The organism is Micromonospora okii, from assembly GCF_020884795.1.
Classification (GTDB): domain Bacteria; phylum Actinomycetota; class Actinomycetes; order Mycobacteriales; family Micromonosporaceae; genus Micromonospora; species Micromonospora okii.
Genome location: NZ_BBZF01000015.1, coordinates 191,822 through 205,695, shown reverse-complemented (window position 1 = coordinate 205,695; position 13,874 = coordinate 191,822). Strand labels below are relative to the sequence as shown.

Here is a 13,874-nt window from a genome sequence, read left to right as displayed (position 1 = left end):
GTTCATGGTTCTCGCGCATACGCAGGGACTTCTGCATAGGCTTCGCGTATGGCAGAGGGTTCCGATACGACGCTGACGGCTCAGCAGACCGTCACCGACCAGGCCCCCAGCGGCGTGGTCGCGGGCATCAGGTCGTTCGCCGCCGCCCACGGCGGGGCGAAGGCGGTCATCGAGTACGTCGGCAAGCGCGGTGCGCGGATCGTCCTCGTGGGTTCCGACGGGGCCTGGGGCGACCAGTTCGCGGACGACACCGTCGCCGCGCGGGAGGCGTGCGCCGAGGCGGGCGTCGCCGTCGAGAACGCCTGGGAGCGTGAACTGATGGACCAGATGCGGCCGAGCAACGACCTCTGGCGGTCGATGGCCCGGCGCGTGATGGCTCGTTGAGATAAGTGACCGAACACCACCACCAGTCGACCCGGGGGGAACCCCGGGTCGCTCTCGTTACCTGCGCCGAGCTGCCCGACCTCGACGCGGACGAGCGCCTGGTCCTCGCCCCGCTGGCGGCCCGGGGGATCGCCGTCACCATCGCCGCGTGGGACGACCCGGCGGTCGACTGGGCCGCCCACGACCTGGTCGTGCTCCGCTCGCCCTGGGACTACGCGCCGCGCCGCGCCGAGTTCGTCGCCTGGGCCGACACCGTGCCCCGGCTGGTCAACCCGGCCGACGTGGTGCGCTGGAACACCGACAAGCGCTACCTCGACGAGCTGTCGGCCGCCGGGGTGCCCACCGTGCCGACCGGCTGGGTCGCGCCGGGGGAGACCTGGACGCCGCCCGCCCACGGGGAGTACGTGATCAAGCCCGCGGTCAGCGCGGGAAGCCAGGACACCGGCCGGTACGACCTCGCCGACCCCGGGCACCGCGAGCTGGCGGCGGCCCACCTGCGGCGGCTGTCGGACGCCGGGCGCCTCGCCATGGTCCAGCCGTACCTGACGGCGGTGGACACGGCCGGCGAGACGGCCCTGCTCTACCTGACCGGCCCCGAGGGGCTCCGGTTCAGCCACGCCATCCGCAAGGGCCCGATGCTGACCGGCCCCGACCTGGGCCCCGACGGGCTGTACCGGGCCGAGGAGATCAGCCCCCGCGCGGCCACCCCCGAGCAGGCGGCTGTCGCCGGGCGGGCCCTCGCGGCGGTCCCCGGTGGCGCGGAGCGGCTGCTCTACGCCCGCGTCGACCTCATCCCGGGCCCGGACGGCTCACCCGTCCTGGTCGAGCTGGAACTGACCGAGCCGTCCCTGTTCCTGGGCCAGGACGCCCTGGCCCCCGCCCGGCTGGCGGAGGCCATCCACACCCACCTCCACCGGCACCGGCCCGCCTCGGCGCGCTGATTCAAGGAACGAGGGCTTCCCGGTCGCGCCGAGGCCCGGAAGCCGCCGAATCGGCGCGCCCGGCGTGCTTGCTGCCCTTGAGGGAGGGCAGGTGGCGCTCGCGGGTGGACCACTGCACCCCGAGGGTGGCCAGGAGGACCAGACACGAGCCGAGCATGTGCGCGCCGACGAGCAGGGCCGGCACGTGGGTGAAGTACTGGACGAAGCCGATCAGGCCCTGGCCCAGCTCCACCGCGACCAGCACGACGGCGGCCCGCTCCGCCCGCCGCGCGCCGACCGCGCGGAACGCGAAGACCAGCGCCACCGAGAGCCCGAGCAGCAGGAACACGCTGTCGGCGTGCACCTGGGAGATCGACTCCGGGTCGAGGCCGTTGCGGGCGGCGCCCTGGTCGCCGGCGTGCGGCCCGCTGCCGGTGACCCAGGTGCCGATGACCAGCACCGCGGTGCTGACCACGGTGGTGACCAGCGCGAGCGCCCGCAGCGGGGCGGGCACCGTGGGCCTCGCCGGGCCGTCGGGCTCGTCGACGCGCCGCCACAACGCGTATGCGACCGCGATCACCGCCATCGAGGCGAGGAAGTGCAGGCCGACCACCCACGGGTTCAGGTTGGTCAGCACGGTGATGCCGCCGACCACGGCCTGCGCGGGGATGCCGAACAGCACCCCGACCGCCAGGGGCAGCAGCGCCCTCCGGCGCGCCCCGTGCAGCAGCACGGCCACCACCACGGCCAGGGCGATCGCGCCGACGGCGAAGGTGAGCAGCCGGTTGCCGAACTCGATGACGCCGTGCACCCCCATCTCCTGCGTCGTCGTGTACGACTCGTCGGTGCAGCGGGGCCAGGTGGGGCAGCCGAGGCCGGAGGCGGTCAGCCGGACCGCCCCGCCGGTGACCACGATGGCCACGTTCGCGATGATCGAGGCGAGCGCCAGGCGGCGCAGCACGGTGGTGGAGACCCGGAACCGGGCGGATGGCGTCACGGGGGAATCCTACGCAACGTAGTGGAGCCCGACCGGGTGACTCCGCCACCCCGGTGGCTCGTATCACCGGGGTCGGGTTTGCGGCCCCTCCCTGAATTACGTAACGTTGCCGTTGTGAAAAACGTGGCGGCGCTTCCCGGGCGGCGACCGGCGGCCGGTCCGGCCGCCGGGGCCCCCGTGCCCGCCGCCGACCTGTCGACCCGCGACCGGGTCACCCACCTGCTGCTGGAGCGCGGGGCGACCACCGCGGCGCAGCTCGGCTCGGCGCTCGGCCTCAGCCCGGCGGCGATCCGCCGGCACCTCGACGCGATGCTCGCCGACGGCGACGTGCTCGCCCGCGAGCAGGTCGTGCGGGGCAGCCGGGGGCGGGGCCGCCCCGCGAAGGTCTTCGTGCTGACCGACGCGGCTCGGGGCCGCTGCGGCACCCACCACTACGACAACATCGCCACGGCCGCGCTGCGCTGGATCGCCCGCAGCGGGGGCTCCGACGCGGTCGAGGCGTTCGCCGCCGACCAGGTCGCCGCCCTGGAGGAGCGCTGCCGCGCCGCGATGGAGGACGCCGGCGACGACCCCCTGGCGCGGGCCGAGGCGCTCGCCGGGGCGCTCACCGCCGAGGGCTACGCTGCCAACGCGTCCACGATCGCCTCCGGCGGTCAGCTCTGCCAGCACCACTGCCCGGTGGCGCACGTGGCCGCCGAGTTTCCCCAGCTGTGCGAGGCCGAGACGGCGGTCATCTCCCGTCTGGTCGGCACCCACGTGCAGCGCCTGGCCACCATCGCGCACGGCGACGGGGTGTGCACCACGCACATCCCGGCCCAGCCGGGGCGTGCCCAGTCCGGTAGAACCGTCACCACTGTGAGGACAGATAGATGACCGAGCAGACCGTCCAGCCCCTGACCCAGGATGAGCAGCTCGCCGCGCTGGGCCGCTACGAGTACGGCTGGGCCGACCCGGACGTCGCCGGGGCCGCCGCCCAGCGTGGCCTCAACGAGGCCGTGGTCCGGGACATCTCCGCCAAGAAGAACGAGCCGGCCTGGATGCTCGACCTGCGGCTGAAGGGTCTGCGGCTGTTCGGCCGCAAGCCGATGCCGTCCTGGGGCGCGGACCTCACCGGGATCGACTTCGACAACATCAAGTACTTCGTCCGGTCCACCGAGAAGCAGGCCACGAGCTGGGAGGACCTGCCGGAGGACATCAAGAACACCTACGACCGGCTGGGCATCCCCGAGGCGGAGAAGCAGCGCCTGGTCGCGGGTGTGGCGGCGCAGTACGAGTCCGAGGTCGTCTACCACAAGATCCGCGAGGACCTCGAGGAGCAGGGCGTCGTCTTCCTGGACACCGACACCGCGCTCAAGGAGCACGAGGACATCTTCAAGGAGTACTTCGGCACGGTGATCCCGGTCGGCGACAACAAGTTCGCCGCGCTGAACACCTCCGTGTGGTCCGGCGGCTCGTTCATCTACGTGCCGAAGGGCGTGCACGTGGAGATCCCGCTCCAGGCGTACTTCCGGATCAACACCGAGAACATGGGCCAGTTCGAGCGGACGCTGATCATCGTCGACGAGGGCGCGTACGTGCACTACGTCGAGGGCTGCACCGCCCCGCTGTACTCCTCCGACTCGCTGCACAGCGCGGTCGTGGAGATCATCGTCAAGAAGAACGCCCGCTGCCGCTACACGACCATCCAGAACTGGTCCAACAACGTCTACAACCTCGTCACCAAGCGGGCCGTGTGCCACGAGGGCGCGACCATGGAGTGGGTGGACGGCAACATCGGCTCCAAGGTCACCATGAAGTACCCGGCGGTCTACATGACCGGCGAGCACGCCAAGGGCGAGGTGCTCTCGGTGGCGATGGCCGGCGAGGGCCAGCACCAGGACGCGGGCGCGAAGATGGTGCACGCCGCGCCGCACACCTCCTCGACGATCGTGTCGAAGTCGATCGCGCGCGGCGGCGGCCGGACGTCGTACCGGGGCCTGGTGCAGGTGCTGGAGGGCTCGACCCACAGCCGCAGCACGGTCAAGTGCGACGCGCTGCTGGTTGACACCATCTCCCGCTCCGACACCTACCCGTACGTCGACATCCGCGAGGACGACGTGGCGATGGGGCACGAGGCGACCGTCTCCAAGATCAGCGACGACCAGCTCTTCTACCTGATGAGCCGGGGCCTGAGCGAGGACGAGGCGATGGCGATGATCGTGCGCGGCTTCATCGAGCCGATCGCCAAGGAGCTTCCGATGGAGTACGCCCTGGAGCTCAACCGCCTGATCGAACTCCAGATGGAGGGCGCGGTCGGCTGACGCCACCGCCCCAGCTCAAGACACCGTCGTCGTAGACAAAGACCAAGGAAGAGATGACTACCCAGGCTTCCGCGCCGCCCAGCACCAAGTCGCAGGCGCTCCGCTCGTACGACGTCGCCGACTTCCCGGCCCTCACCGGCCGGGAGGAGGAGTGGCGCTTCACCCCGCTCAAGCGCCTGCGCGGGCTGGCCGGCGACGCTCGGCCCGCGACGGGCACGGTCCGGCACGAGCACGGCGACCTGCCCGAGGGCGTCACCGTCTCCCGGGTCGGCACGGACGACCCCCGGGTGGGCAGCGTGCTCACCCCGGTCGACCGGATCAGCGCGCTGGCGTACGGCGGGGCCACCGACGCGCTGCTGGTCGAGGTGGCCGGCGACGCGGTGCCGGGCGAGGCGGTGCGCCTGCGGGCGGTCGGCGACGGCGCGGAGGGGCTCGCCTTCGGGCACACGTTCGTCGAGGTCGGCCGGTTCGCCGAGGCCACCGTCGTGCTGGAGCACGTCGGCTCGGCGACCCTGGCCGACAACGTCGAGGTGACCGTGGCCGACGGGGCGAAGCTGACCCTGGTGACGGTGGCCGACTGGGCGGCCGATGCCGTGCAGGCCCAGCACCTGAAGGTCCGGCTGGGCCGCGACGCCCGGGTGGTGCACGTCCAGGTCAGCCTCGGCGGCGACCTGGTCCGGCAGTACACGACGGTGGAGTACACCGGCCGGGGCGGCGAGGCCGAGCTGTACGGCGTCTACTTCGCCGACGGCGGTCAGCACCTGGAGCACCGCCAGTTCGTCGACCACAACGTGCCGGACTGCCGCAGCTACGTCGGCTACCGGGGCGCGTTGCAGGGCGCGGACGCGCGTACCGTCTGGGTCGGCGACGTGCTGATCCGGGCCGAGGCGACCGGCACCGACACGTACGAGATCAACCGGAACCTGCTGCTCACCGACGGCGCGCGGGCGGACTCGGTGCCGAACCTGGAGATCGAGACCGGCGAGATCGCCGGGGCCGGGCACGCCAGCGCCACCGGCCGCTTCGACGACGAGCAGCTCTTCTACCTGATGGCCCGGGGCATCCCGGAGAACGAGGCCCGCCGCCTGGTGGTGCGCGGCTTCTTCGCGGAGCTGGTCAACAAGATCCCGGTGGAGGAGCTGCGCGAGCGCCTCGGCGACGCGATCGAGGCACGCCTCCTCAAGGCGGGCGCCTGATGATCCGGATCTGCTCGACCGAGGACCTGCCGAAGGGCACCGTGGTCAGCGCCGACGTCGACGGCACGCCGGTCGCCCTCGTGCACGCCGAGGACGACGCCTTCTACGCCGTGTACGACGAGTGCTCGCACGCCGCCGTCGCCCTCTCCGAGGGGGAGGTGGAGGGCTGCACGCTGGAATGCTGGCTGCACGGATCTCGTTTCGACCTGAGGACCGGCCAGCCGACCGGGCTGCCCGCCACCGAACCCGTACCCGTCTACCCCGTCGAAGTCCGCGACGGCGACATCTACGTCAGTCTCACGCCGAGCAATGGAGTGACCCGCTAATGAGCACCCTGGAGATCCGCGACCTGAAGGTGTCGGTCAAGCTGCCCGAGGGTGAGCTCAAGCCGATCCTGGCCGGCGTCGACCTGACCGTGCGGTCGGGGGAGACCCACGCCATCATGGGCCCCAACGGCTCGGGCAAGTCCACCCTGGCGTACTCCATCGCCGGCCACCCGAAGTACGAGATCACCGGCGGTTCGGTGACCCTCGACGGCTCCGACGTGCTGGCCATGTCCGTCGACGAGCGGGCCCGTGCCGGCCTCTTCCTGGCCATGCAGTACCCGGTCGAGGTGCCCGGCGTCTCGGTGGCCAACTTCCTGCGCACCGCGAAGACCGCCATCGACGGCACCGCGCCGAAGCTGCGCACCTGGGGCGGCGAGCTGCGCGGTGCCATGGAGCGCCTGCACATGGACCCGGCGTTCGCCCAGCGTAACGTCAACGAGGGCTTCTCCGGCGGCGAGAAGAAGCGGCACGAGATCGTGCAGCTCGAACTGCTCAAGCCGAAGGTGGCGATCCTCGACGAGACCGACTCCGGCCTCGACGTCGACGCGCTGCGCGTGGTGAGCGAGGGCGTGAACCGGGTCCGTGACACCGGCGACACCGGGCTGCTGCTGATCACCCACTACACCCGCATCCTGCGCTACATCAAGCCGGACTTCGTGCACGTCTTCGTCGCCGGCCGGATCGTCGAGCAGGGCGGCCCCGAGCTGGCCGACAAGCTGGAGGAAGAGGGCTACGAGCGCTACGTCGCCGGGGCCGGCGCGGCGCGGGCCTGACAGGAGAGGGCCGGTCGGGCAGATGACCACCATCACGATCCCCGAGGGGATGCCGCAGTACGGCGACGTGCCGCGCCTCGACGTGGCACGGGTGCGCGCCGACTTCCCGATCCTCGACCGGGAGGTCAACGGGCACCGGCTGGTCTACCTGGACAGCGCGAACACCTCGCACAAGCCGCGCCAGGTGCTCGACGCGCTCACCGAGCACTACGCACGGCACAACGCCAACGTGTCGCGCTCGGTGCACACCCTGGGCACCGAGGCGACCGAGGCGTACGAGGGGGCGCGGGCGAAGATCGCCGCGTTCGTCAACGCGCCGAGCGTCGACGAGGTGGTGTTCACCAAGAACTCCACCGAGGCGATCAACATCGTGGCGTACGCGTTCTCGAACGCCTCGCTGCGCCCCGACGCCGACCCCCGGTTCCGGCTCGGCCCCGGCGACGAGATCGTGATCTCCGAGATGGAGCACCACTCGAACATCGTCCCGTGGCAGTTGCTCTGCGAGCGCACCGGCGCGACCCTGCGCTGGTTCCCGGTCACCGACAACGGCCGGCTCGACGAGTCCGGCCTGGACGACCTGGTCACCGAGCGGACGAAGATCGTCTCGCTGGTGCACATGTCGAACATCCTGGGCACGGTGAACGCCACCTCCCGCATCACCGCGCGGGTCCGCGAGGTGGGGGCGCTGCTGCTGCTCGACTGCTCGCAGTCGGTGCCGCACCTGCCGATCGACGTGGTCGACCTCGACGCCGACTTCATCGTCTTCACCGGGCACAAGATGTGCGGCCCGACCGGCATCGGCGTGCTCTGGGGCCGGGGCGAGCTGCTGGCGGCGATGCCGCCGGTGCTCGGCGGCGGGTCGATGATCGAGACCGTCGGCATGACCGGCTCGACGTTCGCCGCCCCGCCGGCCCGGTTCGAGGCGGGCACCCCGCCGATCGCCGAGGCGGTGGCGCTCGGCGCGGCGGTGGACTACCTGACCGGCCTGGACATGCGGGCGGTCCAGTGGCACGAGAAGGAGCTGACGGCGTACGCGCTGGACGCCCTCGCCGCCGTTCCCGGCCTGCGGATCTTCGGGCCGACGGTGCCGGTGGGCCGGGGCGGGACGATCTCGTTCGCGCTCGGCGACGTCCACCCGCACGACGTGGGGCAGGTCCTCGACTCGCTCGGCGTGCAGGTGCGCGTCGGCCACCACTGCGCCAAGCCGGTGTGCACCCGGTTCGGCGTGCCGGCCATGACGCGGGCCTCGTTCTACCTGTACACCACCACCGAGGAGATCGACGCCCTGGTGGGGGGCCTGGAGCAGGTGCGGAAGGTGTTCGACTGATGCAGCTCGACCAGCTCTACCAGGAGATCATCCTGGACCACTACAAGCGCCCGCAGGGCCGGGGTCTGCGGGACGCCGCCGACCCGGCCGACCGGGTCGGCGAGGCGCACCACGTCAACCCGACCTGCGGCGACGAGCTGACGGTCCGGGTCGCCACCGACGGCGAGGTGCTGCACGACGTGTCGTACGACGGGATGGGCTGCTCGATCAGCCAGGCGTCGGCGAGCGTGCTGCACGAGCTGCTGCGCGGCCGGGCCGTGGACGAGGCGTTCGGGGTGCACGGGGCGTTCGTGGAGTTGCTGTCCGGCCGTGGTCAGGTCACGCCGGACGAGGACGTTCTCGGTGACGGGGTGGCGTTCGCGGGTGTCGCGCGCTACCCCGCCCGGGTCAAGTGCGCGCTGCTGTCGTGGATGGCGTTCAAGGACGCCGCGGCACGCGCCGGGGTGGGCGTGAGCCCGGAGGTGAAGGCATGAGTTCTGAGCAGACCGCCGCCGCGCCGGAGGCCGGCGCCGTGGCGACCGACGCCGCGACGCCCGAGGCCGGCACGACCGACGCCGCGACGCCCGCGGCGCGCGGCAAGGCCGCCCTCGCCGACGTCGAGGAGGCGATGAAGGACGTCGTCGACCCGGAGCTGGGCATCAACGTGGTCGACCTCGGCCTGGTGTACGGCGTCCACGTCGACGACGACAACGTGGCCACCCTGGACATGACGCTGACCTCGGCGGCCTGCCCGCTGACCGACGTGATCGAGGACCAGGCCCGGCAGGCGTTGACCACCGGCCCCGGCGGGGGGCTGGTCGACGACATCCGGATCAACTGGGTGTGGCTGCCGCCGTGGGGCCCCGACAAGATCACCGACGAGGGGCGCGACCAGCTCCGCTCCCTCGGCTTCAACGTCTGACGTAGGCCCGCACCACGCAGCATGCCGCGAGCGTCCCCCTGCCGAGGGGGACGCTCGCGGCATCTTGTGTTCCGCCGGCCCGCCGGCCCCCGCGACGCCGGGCGCGGATCGGTCACCGTGACCCCGGCCCCGCCGACCGACCCACACCTCCCACCTCCCCTTTGCTCTGCTGCCGCCGGCGCAACGAGCGCGGTGCGTGACCGTCCTCGCCGTCGGCCCGCGCTGGCCCGAGACGCGAAGCCGCTGCTCGCTGCCCGTGTTGCACCGACGGAAGCAGAGCAAAGGGGGCGCGCGGATCGACGGCCGAAGCAGCGGGTTGACGCAGCGTGTTCCCGAGAGAGGGCGGTGCCGTCGAGGCGTGGCCCCCGGGAAACCGCTCGCGGGTCGAAGGCACGGGGCCGATGATGAGGCCATGACCGAGGCGTACCCGAAGCAGGTCCCTGCCCGCGCGGCCGACACCGCGCGTCGACAGCGGACCTCGCCCGGGTGCGTCCCGGCCCGCCGCCGACCGTCGTGACCGGGGCGTTCCTGGCCGGCCTGGTGGCCGGCTACGGCGTCGCCGTGCCCGTCGGCGCGATCGCCGTGCTGATCCTGGGGCTCAGCGCCCGCACGTCGCTGCGGGTCGGGGCCGCCGCCGCGCTCGGCGTGGCGACCGCCGACGGCCTCTACGCCGCCGTCGCCGTGCTCGGCGGGGCGGCCGTCGCGGAGCTGCTGACCCCGGTCGCCGGTCCACTGCGGCTGGTTGCGGCGGCCGTGCTGCTCGCCCTCGCCGGGCACACCGCCTGGCGGGCGCTGCGCCCCCGCCCCGCGTCGGCCGGCGCGGGCGACGGCCGGGGCCTCGACACACCCGGGCGGGCGTTCGCCGGGGTGCTGGCGCTGACCATGCTCAATCCGGCGACGGTGGTCTACTTCGCGGCGCTCGTGCTCGGGCGCGGGGAGGCGGACGACCCGGGCCGGGCGGCCGCCGCCCTCTTCGTGGCCGGGGCGTTCCTGGCCTCGGCGAGCTGGCAGTTGCTGGTCGCCGGCGGCGGCACCCTGCTGGGGCGGGCGCTGACCGGTCCCCGGGGCCGGCTGGCCACCGCCCTGCTCTCCAGCGCGATCGTCGCGGCCCTCGCGGTCGTCACGCTGCTCGGGCGCTGAGCGCGGCCGGGCCGGCGACGGCTGGGCCGCTCGCCGCCCGTCGCGCCGCTCGGCCCCGTCCCCCGGCCACCGGCGGCGCGCCCGGCGTGCCGTACGGTCGGCGCATGAGCAGTCGTCCCGCCGCCGGGGGCGGCCGGTGGGTCGAGGTGGACCCGGCCCGCGTCGCCCGCTGGGTCTCCGGCTTCGCCGACCGGCACGGCCCGCCGGCGACCACCCCCCAGCGGTACGGGCTGCTGCTCGCGGCCCCCGACGGGGCGACCGCCGAACTGCACCGCCCCCCGGGCGCGCCCGGGGCCGTCGACCTCGCCGCTTTCGTGGCCGCCGCGACCGCGCCGCGCCGGATCGGGCTGCTGTTGGCCCGCAAGGGCGCGGTGGCGGTCGGCGTAGCCGAGGGGCCCGACCTGGTCGTATCCAAGGTGGACACCCGGTACGTGCAGGGGCGCACCGCCGCCGGGGGCTGGTCGCAGCAGCGCTTCGCCCGGCGACGCGACAACCAGGCGAAGGCGGCCCTCGGCGACGCGGCGGAGCTGGCCGTGCGGCTGCTGCTGCCCGAGGCGTCGACCCTGGCGGGCCTGGTCTGCGGCGGCGACCGTCGGGCCGTGGACACCGTGCTCGCCGACCGGCGGCTGGCCCCGCTCGCGGCGCTGCGCGACGAGCGGCTGCTCGACGTCCCGGAGCCCCGGCACGCGGTGCTGGTCGCCGCCGTGGGCGCCGCCCGCGCGGTACGGGTCCTGGTCCGCGACCCCGAGCCGGGCCCTGAGTGATCGACCCGCGTGAACAGGTAACTAGGCTGGTGGCAGCACGCGAGAGGGGTGGGGATGGAGGCGACGGGCGGCGTCGTCCCGGGCGGTGAGCCACTCGGTGACCGTATCCGCCGCCTGCGCACGGCCCGGGGGCTGACCCAGCAGCAGGTCGCCGAGCCCCGGTACACGCGGGCGTTCCTCGGTGCGATCGAGGCCGGCACCCGCACCCCCAGCCCGGAGGCGCTGGCCCACGTCGCCGAGCGGCTCGGGCTCCCGGTCGACGACCTGCGCTACGGGCGACCGGCCGACGCGGCGGCCCGGCTCTCCGGGGAGCTGGCGAGCGCCCGGCGGGCCCTGTCGGCCGGCGACCTCGACGCCGCCGACCGCGTGCTCGCCGACGTCCGCCGCCGGGCCGACGACTACCACCTGCCGGAGCTGGGTGGCTGGGCGCGGTACTACGCGGCGGAGGCGGACCTGCACCGGGGCCGGGCCCCGGCCGCCGCGGCCGGCTACGCGCGACTGGCGGCGCAGCCGTCGGCCTGTCCCGCGCTGCGCGCGGCGGTGCTCGCCCGGCAGTCCTACTGCCTGCTGGTCGGCGGCGACGCCCCCCGCGCGGTGGCGTTCCTGGAGGACGGGCTGCGGGCGCTGCGGGCGGCCCCGCCGGTCGATCCCGACGCCGAGCTGCGGCTGACCAACGCGCTGATGTACACGTTCCTGGAGCTGAGCTGGCGGCACCGGGCCCGGCGGCTGGAGCGGGAGGCGCTGCCCCTGCTGCCCCGGGCCACCCGGGGGGAGTGGGTGGCCCAGTTCTATGCCGTCGCCGGCCAGTTGCGGCGCGACGGCGAGCTGGATGAGGCCGACCGCTACCTGCGCGAGGCGGTCCGCCGCTACGCCGAGCTGGGGCTGACCCGGGAGATCGCCCTGTGCCACTGGGCCCGGGGCTACGTCCTGCGCCGGGCCGACCGTCCGGCCGAGGCCGGCCCGGAGCTGCGCCGGGCCCGGCAGATGCTCGGCGCGGTCGGCGCGGTTTTCGACCACGCGGGGGCGACGCTGGAGCTGGCCGAGTCCCGTCGCCGGGAGGGCGCGCTCGACGAGGCGGAGGAGCTGGCCGGGGAGGCCGCGCGGACGGCGGCCGGGTCCCGGCACCAGGAGCTGATGGCGGAGGCCGACCTGGTGCTCGGCCTGGTGCGCGCAACCCGGGGCGCGGGGGACGACGCGCGCCGGCTGCTGTCCCGGGCCGCCGACCGCTACGAGCAGGCCGGACTGATGGGGGAGGTCGTCGTCGCCTGCCGGCACCTCGGCGAGTCGCTGCTCGCCGAGGGGGCCCGCGCCGAGGCGGCGGAGGTGCTGCGTCGGGGGCTGCGCGCGGCGGAGCGGCTGACGTGAGCGGCCCGCGCAGCGGGGTGGGGGCCCGCGTCCAACGGCTGCGCGCCGCCCGGGGGCTCACCCAGCGCGCCCTCGCCGAGCCGCACTACACCGCGGCCTACGTCTCCGCCGTGGAGGCCGGCCGGCGTACCCCCTCGGCGGACGCCGTCGCCCACTTCGCCGAGCGGCTCGGGGTCACCCCGGCAGACCTGACCACCGGCCGGTCCCCGGCCGAGGCGGTGGGCCTGCTCCTGCGGCTGGTCGAGGCCGACTGCGCCGCGCCGGCCGACCCGGAGGGGGCGGGCGCGGGCTACCGGGAGGTGATCTCGGCCGCCGCGCCGCTGGACGCCCCGGTCCTGCTCGCCCGGGCCCGGCTCGGCCTCGCCGACCTCGCCCTGCGGCGGGGGGACACCGCCGAGGCGGTGGCGCAGGTCGACCAGGCCGACGAGCTGCTGGCGGTCGCCGCGCCGCACGTCCGCGCCGAGGCGGTCGCCGTCCGCGCGGTGCTGGCGGGTCGGGCCGGCGACCTGCGGTACGCGACGTACCTGCTGGCCTCGACCCGGGACGGGCTGGTGCGGGACGGCTACCCGGACCCGGCGGTGCTGCTGACCCTGGACGCGGAACTCGCGCTCTGCCACAGCCAGCTCGACGACGAGCCGGCGGCGGCGGATTCGGCGGCGCGGGCCCTGGCCCTGGCGGTGCTGGCCGAACCGGTCCGGGTGGCGCGGCTGCACCTGGCGGTGGCGGGCAGCCTGTTGGCGCGGGGCCGCACGGCGGAGGCGGCGACGGCGGCGGAGCAGGCGCGGCAGGCGGCCCGGCAGGCCGCCCTGGACGTGCAGCTCGCCTCGTGCCACCGGGCTCGGGGTCGGGGCCGCTGGGCCGCCGGGGACGTCCCGGGCGCGCTGGTGGACCTGACCACCGCGTACGACGCGCTGCGGGTCGCCGGCCAGGAGGGGCTCGCCGGCGACACCGCGGTCGAGCTGGCCGAGGCGTACCGCGCGCTGGGGCAGGCGGCGACGGCGGACGAGCTGGTGGGGGAGGTGCTGGACCGGGGCGGGGACGGTCCTGGCGCCGCCCGGGCGGCGCGGATGCGCGGCCTGCTCCGCGCGGACGCCGGCGACCGGCGCGGCGCCGAGCGGTACCTGCGGGCCGCGGTCGACGGGTTCCGTGCCGCCGGCCGGCGGCGCGAGCTGGCGGCCACCGTCCTGGCGCTGGCCGATCACCTCGACGCGGCCGGCCGGCCCGACGAGGCCCTGGACCTGCTGCGCGAGGGGCTGAGCGAAGTGGAGCGCCTCGGCGAGCACCCGCCGGGCGCGGTCCGCCCGTCGACCTGACGCACACAGTCGGGGCTGCGGGAACGGGCGACGGGCGGCCCGGTCGGAACTGCGGGAACGGGCGACCGGCGGCCCGTCCGCCGCTTGCGCGGCAGCTTGCCACCGGTCGCCCGCCCGTACCCGCGAGCCCGCTTTTCGGCCCGCCCCCCGGCAGGCGGGCCGGACTGT

15 protein-coding genes are annotated in these 13,874 nt (G+C 74.6%); 14 read left to right on the top strand and 1 reads right to left on the bottom strand.

What is annotated here, in order from left to right; all coding sequences use genetic code 11:
* Positions 1–48 precede the first annotated feature (48 nt).
* Together LPU43_RS10435 and LPU43_RS10430 are read left to right on the top strand one after the other, a co-directional pair.
* Entirely contained in the window at positions 49–384 is a 336-nt protein-coding gene (locus tag LPU43_RS10435) for a hypothetical protein (RefSeq protein ID WP_229400071.1), read from the top strand.
* A gap of 5 nt (positions 385–389) precedes the next feature.
* On the top strand, positions 390–1,325 hold the full coding sequence (locus tag LPU43_RS10430; protein ID WP_229400070.1) for an ATP-grasp domain-containing protein: 936 nt from the start codon (positions 390–392) through the stop codon (positions 1,323–1,325).
* A 1-nt stretch (position 1,326) separates the two neighbouring features.
* Here the strand turns inward: LPU43_RS10430 and LPU43_RS10425 are convergent, their stop codons facing one another.
* The gene (locus LPU43_RS10425) at positions 1,327–2,301 is read right to left on the bottom strand and encodes a COX15/CtaA family protein (protein WP_229400069.1); all 975 of its coding nucleotides are present in this window, start codon (positions 2,299–2,301) and stop codon (positions 1,327–1,329) included.
* Positions 2,302–2,415: 114 nt separating this feature from the next.
* Between LPU43_RS10425 and LPU43_RS10420 the strand changes: the two genes are divergently transcribed.
* The 12 genes from LPU43_RS10420 to LPU43_RS10365 all read left to right on the top strand — a co-directional run bounded on the left by LPU43_RS10420 (position 2,416) and on the right by LPU43_RS10365 (position 13,706).
* Positions 2,416–3,174: a helix-turn-helix transcriptional regulator gene (locus LPU43_RS10420; RefSeq protein ID WP_229400068.1), complete on the top strand. Its 759-nt coding sequence runs from the start codon at positions 2,416–2,418 to the stop codon at positions 3,172–3,174.
* The gene (sufB, locus tag LPU43_RS10415) at positions 3,171–4,601 is read left to right on the top strand and encodes a Fe-S cluster assembly protein SufB (RefSeq protein WP_229400067.1); all 1,431 of its coding nucleotides are present in this window, start codon (positions 3,171–3,173) and stop codon (positions 4,599–4,601) included. Before LPU43_RS10420 ends, sufB begins: the two co-directional genes overlap by 4 nt.
* Positions 4,602–4,654: 53 nt before the next feature.
* Complete coding sequence (gene sufD / locus LPU43_RS10410; protein ID WP_229400066.1) at positions 4,655–5,797, top strand: Fe-S cluster assembly protein SufD; 1,143 nt, start codon at positions 4,655–4,657, stop codon at positions 5,795–5,797.
* Positions 5,797–6,123: a non-heme iron oxygenase ferredoxin subunit gene (locus tag LPU43_RS10405; protein WP_229400065.1), complete on the top strand. Its 327-nt coding sequence runs from the start codon at positions 5,797–5,799 to the stop codon at positions 6,121–6,123. Before sufD ends, LPU43_RS10405 begins: the two co-directional genes overlap by 1 nt.
* On the top strand, positions 6,123–6,896 hold the full coding sequence (gene sufC / locus LPU43_RS10400; RefSeq protein ID WP_229400064.1) for a Fe-S cluster assembly ATPase SufC: 774 nt from the start codon (positions 6,123–6,125) through the stop codon (positions 6,894–6,896). Before LPU43_RS10405 ends, sufC begins: the two co-directional genes overlap by 1 nt.
* Positions 6,897–6,918: 22 nt before the next feature.
* Complete coding sequence (locus LPU43_RS10395; RefSeq protein WP_229400063.1) at positions 6,919–8,223, top strand: cysteine desulfurase; 1,305 nt, start codon at positions 6,919–6,921, stop codon at positions 8,221–8,223.
* Complete coding sequence (gene sufU, locus LPU43_RS10390) at positions 8,223–8,696, top strand: Fe-S cluster assembly sulfur transfer protein SufU (RefSeq protein WP_229400062.1); 474 nt, start codon at positions 8,223–8,225, stop codon at positions 8,694–8,696. The genes LPU43_RS10395 and sufU overlap by 1 nt, the downstream gene beginning before the upstream one ends.
* Positions 8,693–9,124 carry a metal-sulfur cluster assembly factor gene (locus LPU43_RS10385; protein ID WP_229400061.1) on the top strand — a complete coding sequence of 144 codons (432 nt, stop codon included), beginning with the start codon at positions 8,693–8,695 and terminating at the stop codon, positions 9,122–9,124. Before sufU ends, LPU43_RS10385 begins: the two co-directional genes overlap by 4 nt.
* Positions 9,125–9,637: 513 nt before the next feature.
* Positions 9,638–10,264, top strand: coding sequence for a LysE family transporter (locus LPU43_RS10380; protein ID WP_229400366.1), 627 nt, complete (start codon positions 9,638–9,640; stop codon positions 10,262–10,264).
* Positions 10,265–10,368: 104 nt separating this feature from the next.
* Positions 10,369–11,028, top strand: coding sequence for an acVLRF1 family peptidyl-tRNA hydrolase (locus tag LPU43_RS10375; RefSeq protein ID WP_255684827.1), 660 nt, complete (start codon positions 10,369–10,371; stop codon positions 11,026–11,028).
* A gap of 54 nt (positions 11,029–11,082) precedes the next feature.
* Positions 11,083–12,393, top strand: coding sequence for a helix-turn-helix domain-containing protein (locus LPU43_RS10370; RefSeq protein WP_229400060.1), 1,311 nt, complete (start codon positions 11,083–11,085; stop codon positions 12,391–12,393).
* Positions 12,390–13,706, top strand: coding sequence for a helix-turn-helix domain-containing protein (locus LPU43_RS10365; RefSeq protein WP_229400059.1), 1,317 nt, complete (start codon positions 12,390–12,392; stop codon positions 13,704–13,706). The genes LPU43_RS10370 and LPU43_RS10365 overlap by 4 nt, the downstream gene beginning before the upstream one ends.
* Positions 13,707–13,874: the final 168 nt, after the last annotated feature.

Excerpts from the sequence above, each read along its gene's own strand:
- LPU43_RS10435 (WP_229400071.1), top strand. The coding sequence starts at position 49 with ATGGCAGAGGGTTCCGATACGACGCTGACGGCTCAGCAGACCGTCACC.
- sufB (WP_229400067.1), top strand. The coding sequence starts at position 3,171 with ATGACCGAGCAGACCGTCCAGCCCCTGACCCAGGATGAGCAGCTCGCC.
- sufD (WP_229400066.1), top strand. The coding sequence starts at position 4,655 with ATGACTACCCAGGCTTCCGCGCCGCCCAGCACCAAGTCGCAGGCGCTC.
- LPU43_RS10405 (WP_229400065.1), top strand. The coding sequence starts at position 5,797 with ATGATCCGGATCTGCTCGACCGAGGACCTGCCGAAGGGCACCGTGGTC.
- sufC (WP_229400064.1), top strand. The coding sequence starts at position 6,123 with ATGAGCACCCTGGAGATCCGCGACCTGAAGGTGTCGGTCAAGCTGCCC.
- LPU43_RS10395 (WP_229400063.1), top strand. The coding sequence starts at position 6,919 with ATGACCACCATCACGATCCCCGAGGGGATGCCGCAGTACGGCGACGTG.
- sufU (WP_229400062.1), top strand. The coding sequence starts at position 8,223 with ATGCAGCTCGACCAGCTCTACCAGGAGATCATCCTGGACCACTACAAG.
- LPU43_RS10385 (WP_229400061.1), top strand. The coding sequence starts at position 8,693 with ATGAGTTCTGAGCAGACCGCCGCCGCGCCGGAGGCCGGCGCCGTGGCG.
- LPU43_RS10375 (WP_255684827.1), top strand. The coding sequence starts at position 10,369 with ATGAGCAGTCGTCCCGCCGCCGGGGGCGGCCGGTGGGTCGAGGTGGAC.
- LPU43_RS10370 (WP_229400060.1), top strand. The coding sequence starts at position 11,083 with ATGGAGGCGACGGGCGGCGTCGTCCCGGGCGGTGAGCCACTCGGTGAC.